5 protein-coding genes and 1 pseudogene are annotated in these 6,842 nt (G+C 55.1%); 1 reads left to right on the top strand and 5 read right to left on the bottom strand.

What is annotated here, in order from left to right; genetic code table 11:
* The 3 genes and pseudogenes from BBF93_RS16465 to BBF93_RS20095 all read right to left on the bottom strand — a co-directional run.
* Nucleotides 1–426, bottom strand: a pseudogene (locus tag BBF93_RS16465) (transposase); the annotation flags it as partial.
* Nucleotides 427–975: 549 nt separating this feature from the next.
* Nucleotides 976–2,070 carry a restriction endonuclease, SacI family gene (locus BBF93_RS16460; RefSeq protein WP_114106637.1) on the bottom strand — a complete coding sequence of 365 codons (1,095 nt, stop codon included), beginning with the start codon at nt 2,068–2,070 and terminating at the stop codon, nt 976–978.
* An 8-nt stretch (nt 2,071–2,078) separates the two neighbouring features.
* Entirely contained in the window at nt 2,079–2,270 is a 192-nt protein-coding gene (locus BBF93_RS20095) for a helix-turn-helix domain-containing protein (RefSeq protein ID WP_370454428.1), read from the bottom strand.
* Nucleotides 2,271–2,382: 112 nt separating this feature from the next.
* Here BBF93_RS20095 and BBF93_RS16450 point away from each other — a divergent pair, with 112 nt between their 5' ends.
* On the top strand, nt 2,383–3,606 hold the full coding sequence (locus BBF93_RS16450) for a DNA cytosine methyltransferase (protein WP_114106635.1): 1,224 nt from the start codon (nt 2,383–2,385) through the stop codon (nt 3,604–3,606).
* Between the two features lie 601 nt (nt 3,607–4,207).
* Here BBF93_RS16450 and BBF93_RS16445 read toward each other — a convergent pair.
* On the bottom strand, nt 4,208–5,983 hold the full coding sequence (locus tag BBF93_RS16445) for a bifunctional diguanylate cyclase/phosphodiesterase (protein WP_114106634.1): 1,776 nt from the start codon (nt 5,981–5,983) through the stop codon (nt 4,208–4,210).
* Nucleotides 5,980–6,534 (bottom strand): GAF domain-containing protein, encoded by a 555-nt coding sequence (locus tag BBF93_RS16440; protein WP_114106633.1) that lies wholly within the window; start codon nt 6,532–6,534, stop codon nt 5,980–5,982. The genes BBF93_RS16445 and BBF93_RS16440 overlap by 4 nt, the downstream gene beginning before the upstream one ends.
* Between the last annotated feature and the right edge of the window lie 308 nt (nt 6,535–6,842).

Here is a 6,842-nt window from a genome sequence, read left to right as displayed (position 1 = left end):
GCCTGACCAGCCAGTCCGCGATTTCGGCATTCTCATTCGACAGCTTCGCTTCATACCGATAGCAGGTCTCGCTGATGCCAAAGGTGCGGCACGCCAGCGCCACAGGCACCCCCTTCTTCCGAACAGCCTCTCTGGCCATCTCTCGTCTTTGAGATGGCCGAGTTACTTTTTTCCGAGAGCATCTTTCAGCAGCTCGTTCTGCATCGCCAGTTCGGCATACATCTTCTTGAGCCGGCGGTTCTCATCCGCCATCGCTTTCATCTCAGACATCAGCGAGGCGTCCATGCCGCCATACTTGCTGCGCCAGTTGTAATAGGTTGCGTTGCTGATCCCATGCTCGCGGCAGAGATCAGGCACAGGCACGCCGCTCTCGCCCTGTTTCAGGATCGCAAGGATCTGGGGCTCGGTAAATCTCGATTTCTTCATTCTCGTCTCCGTCGATAATCAACGCCGGAGAAGTCCAGTTTTCAAGTCGATTAATTTCTGGGAGGATTACCCGGGGACGGGTCATGGTAGGGTAGTGGGCGCGGAAGAAAAGTTATCCGCTGATGATGCCAGTATGGTGGCTTCGACGGGTTTGGTTCTTTCAGCTTGGCTTCTTCGACACGCAGCAGTTGTAGAAGATTGAGTTCCCATGTCCTTTATCTTGTGAGTCTCGCAAGCGTTCCGTCCGCTAAGCGGCATATCGACGTTTGTCGAGAGGCGAATGAAAGTAATACTAGTATGGTCGCATGAGTCGGGCTGAGGAACACATCAGTCGGTGTTTGTGTTTGACTACCCGAACATTCGTAGGTGCTTCGATTTCGTCTGCTACATGTAGAGTTGGATGCTGAGGTTATAATGCGGGCGATGCGCGCATGCGAGCAGCTCACTCCCGAAGGGCTCGCACTCCTCAACTACCGACAACAAAAGAGACCGAACTTTCTGATTCTATGAGTGTGTGCAGGGCTTCAAGCCTGCCTAGAGAATTTTTGACTAAGGAGCGCTAACTAGTTCCTTCCAGAGTTCGTAGCCCTCAGTTGATACTTCCACTTCGCTTAGTCTTGCTTCAATAAACAAGGCGGCAGCGGCGACTGAAGGCCTCATCGAGAGATCGCTCCAGAATAGCGCTTCCCGGACAATTTGTTCCCATCCGTAGAAGAAGCGGAACGCAATTCCACGAGATGTGGCCCAAGCTGTAAGTTCAGAATGATCTAAGGAATCCTGTTTTGGTGAAACCATGAGAATTGCGACATCTGCAACTCCGTGCTTCTGGCATTTATCGGCAAACACAATGGCGTCTGAAGTGGTTACCGGTTTGTCCCGTACCTCGATCGCCTTAAGGAAAACCTCAGGCTGATCCGCATCTGTTATGCAAACGTCTCCGGGGTGCTTTCGGCTCGGATCATTTACTCGGCCGGCGACAACTCTATCGGGCCCTTCGACAAGGTCCATAAGCCCCGCTGCGACAGCTTGTGCGCGACGGCCACTTTCTGAGTCAGCAGCCACAAATCGCGAGATCATTCCGGGAAACTCTTCAAGCGTAACGGATATGTCCCCTGAAAACTTCGTGTACTGATTGGCGTACTGTTGGCGCACGACTATAAAGGCGCGTAGCGCTGCTGCGACGTCTTCTGATGGCATGTTTTGAAGCTCGTCGATCAATCCCCTCATAAATTTGAAGGGTGGCTCACTCGAGGCTCGAATGGGCGTGCCATCGTCAAGTCGCTTCATCCTGAAATAGGGCTGATTGTTGAGTGGTTCCCGTCCTGTTACTCCAAGATGGATTCCAATTTTTGTTGCCACCGGCACAAGCACGTGTTGAGCGAGGCTCCGTGCCGGATAAGCCGTCGACTTGTTCGGCGCATGACTCGGTTTGAAATCGTTCAGATTAACGTTTGGATTCAGCGACCTCGCCAGCATCGCCGTTGCTAAAAAGGCTATGTGCGTACGAATGTTTGCGGTCTCACAAAGGCGGGAAAGCTCCTCAACTTTATCAACCCAAATCGGATCGAAGGAACCAGCGGCCGCTTTTTCCGCCTGATTTATCAGGAACGTTGTTGCCGCTGCCAAATCAAAACGAATGGACATTGAATTAGCTAACCCTTCACGCGCTTCAAAATGACATCCGGGCCACAGTCCAGCGCATTACACAGCGCTGATATCGTACTCAGGCGCGGATTATAGCTCTTTCGGCTAGCAATTGACTGTAGGGTGGCCAGAGACAGGCCAGTCGCGGCAGCTAACTGCTCATAGGTCAACCGGCTACCGGATCTTATCTCGTAATCCATGAGCGCTTCTTTCAGGGTAACTATCAACATTTTGTATTGCCAGTACAGGTGGTTGGCGACTAACTTGGGGAGCGAGAATCGCTTTAAGCGCAGTTAAGCGGAGAGTCTTTTTATGTTAAAAGCGATTAGTTTGTTTTCCGGAATTGGTGGTTTGGATTTTGGTTTTGAAGCAGCTGGCTTCGAGACCCGTGTTGCCTTGGAGTTGGACGCTACTGCGTGCGCCACGATGCGCCTGAACCGCGACTGGGCAATCCTTGAGGGGGATATCAATAGTATTAGCTCAGAGGACATCTTGAGCGCTGCCAAGCTTGAGCCTGGCGAAGCAGATGTTCTCATCGGAGGGCCTCCATGTCAGCCGTTTTCCAAGTCTTCCTATTGGGTGAACGGAGACTCGTTGCGATTGGATGACCCGAGAGCGGACACTCTAACCGGGTATCTGAGAGTTCTCCGCGACACCCGCCCAAAGACTTTCGTACTCGAAAATGTTGCCGGTTTGGCTTTCAAAAACAAAGATGAGGGCCTTCGCTTAATTCTTGAAAGCATTCAGATCATCAATAAGGAAATCGGAACCAACTATGTCCCTCGCTGGAAGGCGCTGAACTGCGCCGACTATGGTGTTCCTCAGCGTCGCGAGCGGGTTTTTATTGTCGGCGCACGAGACGGCACCGAGTTCAATTTCCCGGAGCCAACGCATTCGGATCCTGAGCTTTTAGCCGAGGATCTTTTTTCCCCCCGACTCCCTTACTCGACAGCTTGGGACGCTCTGCATGACATACCGGAGCCCAATGACATGTCGGGCTTGGTGGTGGGTGGAAAGTGGGGAGATCTACTGCCGACAATACCTGAAGGACAAAATTATCTCTGGCATACCAACCGGAATGGTGGGGTCCCCCTGTTTGGGTGGCGTACCCGTTACTGGAGTTTCCTGTTGAAGCTCTCAAAGCGCTTACCCTCTTGGACAATTCAGGCGCAGCCAGGCTCCGCGATTGGACCATTTCACTGGAACAATCGACGTCTGACTTTTCAAGAACTCTGCAGGCTACAGACCTTTCCTGATGGACTGAAGATGCTGGCCGGACGCACCGAGATGCAGCGGATGCTGGGTAATGCGGTACCATCACTGATGGCTGAGACGTTGGCCCGCCAGATCAGAGCGGAATTGCTCGGCTCGCCCCTAAAGAACCCTCGCCTCTTGTTGCCAAAGGCACAGGATCATATTCCGCCCCCTTCGCCACTAGCGACGTTGCCCAAAAAGTATCGCAGCTTGATTGGCGACCATGACGATCATCCAGGAACAGGGAAGGGGAAGCAGGCTATCCAACGCTCCACCGTATAGGCTGTTTCACGCGGCAAACAAAAAGTCATCTGATACGCCCAAAAACATTGACCACGTTCTTTGCGTCAGTTCCTACAATCGATTCTGGAAGACGTGACGACCTTGTGAGATTGAGGTAGACTGACGTTTTCCACAGCCATTGTGACAGAATCGGGACTCATACCGAATAACAATAAAATTTTGTTGGCATATTTGATGGCCCAGACTCAGGGGGCCAGTTTTTCCATTACAGAACAGGTGCTTGCGAAGACTTCGAGTCCGGCCAGGCCATCCGAACGTTTCAGACGGTCCGAGATAGTCCGAAACGCAATAAAATAGGCAAATAAATTCAAGGTTTAGTGTCCGGATGGGTCCGGGGCGCTCCAAAGCCGTGCGTTGGCATCTTGTCAGTCAAACCGCTCTGTGGTGGCGGGCGTCGCGGCTTTCCCGCTGGATGGCCATTCTCCGCAGTGGTTCGCTTTTCAAAACAGACGCCTGCTACTGCTTCGGGCCAGGCCGTCGGGTCCTTTAAAGCGGTTTGGGATGAAATCTGAGAACATTGGCCCGGTCTGCCGGGAGGGGGCCGTCTGGAAGGGCTGTGGCGCTGCCCGCGGGTGGTTGATCAAGCGGCTGTGCGGCGGCGTTTGGCGATGAGGGCTTCAAACTTGCCCGCTTCCATCGCGGCGCCGAAGAGGTGGCCCTGAAGGTATTCGCAGTGCATGCCTTCAAGATAGGCTGCCTGGGTTTCGTCCTCCACGCCTTCGGCGATCAGTTCGGCGTCAAATACCTGTGCCAGCTGGGCCACGGAGACAATCAGCTTCCGCGCCCGCTCATCGTGCACGGCATCCTCGACAATTGAGCGGTCAATCTTGATGCGGTCGATGGGCAGGTCGAGCAAGGCTCTCAGATTGGAATAGCCCGTGCCGTAATCGTCCAGGGCAATCCGGATCCCCTGGTCCTTGAGGGCCTGTATGTTCATACGTGCGCGGCCAAGATCGTGAATGATGCTCGATTCAACTATTTCTATGCAGATTTTCTGAGCGGGAATGCCGGACCGGCGGATCAGGCTGAGAAACTCATCGGCATATCCGGGCCGGACGATCTCAAGCGCAGACGCGTTGAAGCTGATAAAGTCCAGAGGGCCGGAGAGGACAATATTCCGGAATGTCTCGCACGCCTTTCGAACAATACCGAAATCGAGCGCGGAAATGAGACCGCATTCCACGGCGATGGATATAAATTCCTGCGCGGGAATCCTGCCGAGGGCCGGGTGAGACCAGCGCGCCAGAACTTCAGCGCCGATGATGTTGCGCGTTCGGGCATCCACGATGGGCTGATAAACGGGATAGATGTGCCCCTTGGCGATGGCCTTGCGGAGATCCCGTTCCAGGGTGAGGCGGCGGAATGTGCGCAGGGCGAGCGCCGCATCGAACAGGCGGACCTGTTCCCGTCCGAGCTTCTTGGCTTCGATAAGCGCAGTATCGGCGTTTAGCAGCAGGGTTTCAGCGTCCTCCGCGTCCAGGCCGTGAACGGAAAGCCCAATGGAGCCAGACACGGGGATCAATTTTCCCTGAACCCTGGCGGAGCGAAAAATCCGATTGCGCTGTACACTGATGTGTTCGACGAGTACATGGGGCGCGACGCGCGGATGCTCAAAGAGAATTGCAAATTCGTCCCCGCCCATACGCCCGACGCTGCGTACGCCGGGCCAGGAGACAAGGCGCCTGGATACGGCGCGCAGTATCGCGTCTCCGGCCTTGTGGCCATAGCTGTCATTTATGAACTTGAACCGGTCGAGATCCAGATAGCCCACGCACAGGATACGGTCCGGCGGCAAAGGCGCGTTCAGCGCGGCGCCAAGATCAAGATCGAAGCCGATCCGGTTGCGCAGGCCGGTGGCCGGATCGGTATGAGCCGCTTTGGTGGCGGCCGATTCCGACTGTCTTGCAAGTTCCAGCCGCTCTTCCAGAGAGCGCAACCGGTCCGAATCTGGCTGCCGGGCAGTGGCGACAACAGCCTCGTACTTCCGGATTGATTCTTTTGCCTGACTTGAAGCCGTGTCGGCAACATCCAGAACACTGAGAACAATGCCTGCGATGATCCTCCTGCCTGAGGGCAGTATAATCTGCCGCCTGACCGTGAGAAGGACGGTGCCGGTGATCAGGGTCTCCTCATCGAGGCTGTCTGCGCCGGCAATGACGCGCCGCTCGGCATCCCGGATCCGGTCCAGGCAGGAGGGATGAGTGACGAGGCTATCGTCTTCTCCGATCAGATCTACCTCGCCCGCCAGGGCCTTGAACGCAATGTTGGCGTATATCCAGCGATGCGCATCATCCTTGGCGAAGACGGGGTAGGGGGAGGAATTGATGAAAGCCTCGAGAAACGCCTGATCCATCATTTCTGAAAGCCGGAATCCGCCGACGTGCCTGGAAGATTTCCCGCCATGAACACTCTTTCGATGATGCGGGCTGCGTCTTCTGCATAGCGCCAGAGACGCGGCGCATCTTCAGCTTCGAAACGGCGGGGAATATCGTCAAGCAGGCAGAAGCCACCGATGCGGAATTGTCCGCCCACAGTCAGTGGCGCGCCGGCATAGAACCGGATGTAGGGAGGGTTGCGCACCAAGGGGTTATTGCAGAAGCGGGGATCATCCAGCGTGTTTTCGACAATCAGCAACCGCATCCGCCGGATGGTATGATGACAGAAGGACATATCGCGCGGAATGTCAAAATCTTGGAATCCAACGTTCGATTTGATCCGCTGGCGTTCTGAATCTATCAGCGTCGTAAGTGCCATCGGTACACGGAATTCTGCGGCAGCTTCTCGTGTCAGGGCGTCCAGCTCTGGAATGGCCGGACCATCGAGGATGCCAAGATCATTCAGGAACTGCGCTCGGTCGATTTCCGTGCGGCGGTCCCTCTCAGTTTTGGGTGGAGAAGCAATTGTCATGGCCGGAATCCGGGGTAGGGCGAGCTAAATCTCACCCGGATGATATCGCCGGACTGAGATAGTTTTTCGCAGCGCACAGGCACGCTCGCCTCTGAACCCGCCGGGGTGGAGGTGAGGGTGAAACTGTCGGGAGCGAGGAAGGGGAAGTGCTGTCTCAACCGCGCGGTGCTGTTGGAAACAGCCAGAACCGTCACCGCAAATCCATTGCCTGTGCCATCCAGATAAATGAGCCCTTTGCCCGGTGGCCTTCGGGCTAGGCGGCGGCCCTCTCTAGTCTTCATCGGAATACCCCTCCAGAGCGGAATACG

The sequence above is a fragment of the Hyphomonas sp. CACIAM 19H1 genome, from assembly GCF_003325995.1.
GTDB classification, from domain to species: Bacteria; Pseudomonadota; Alphaproteobacteria; order Caulobacterales; family Hyphomonadaceae; genus Hyphomonas; species Hyphomonas polymorpha.
Note: the sequence above shows the minus strand (reverse complement) of the source record. Positions and strands in the feature narration are given on the sequence as shown.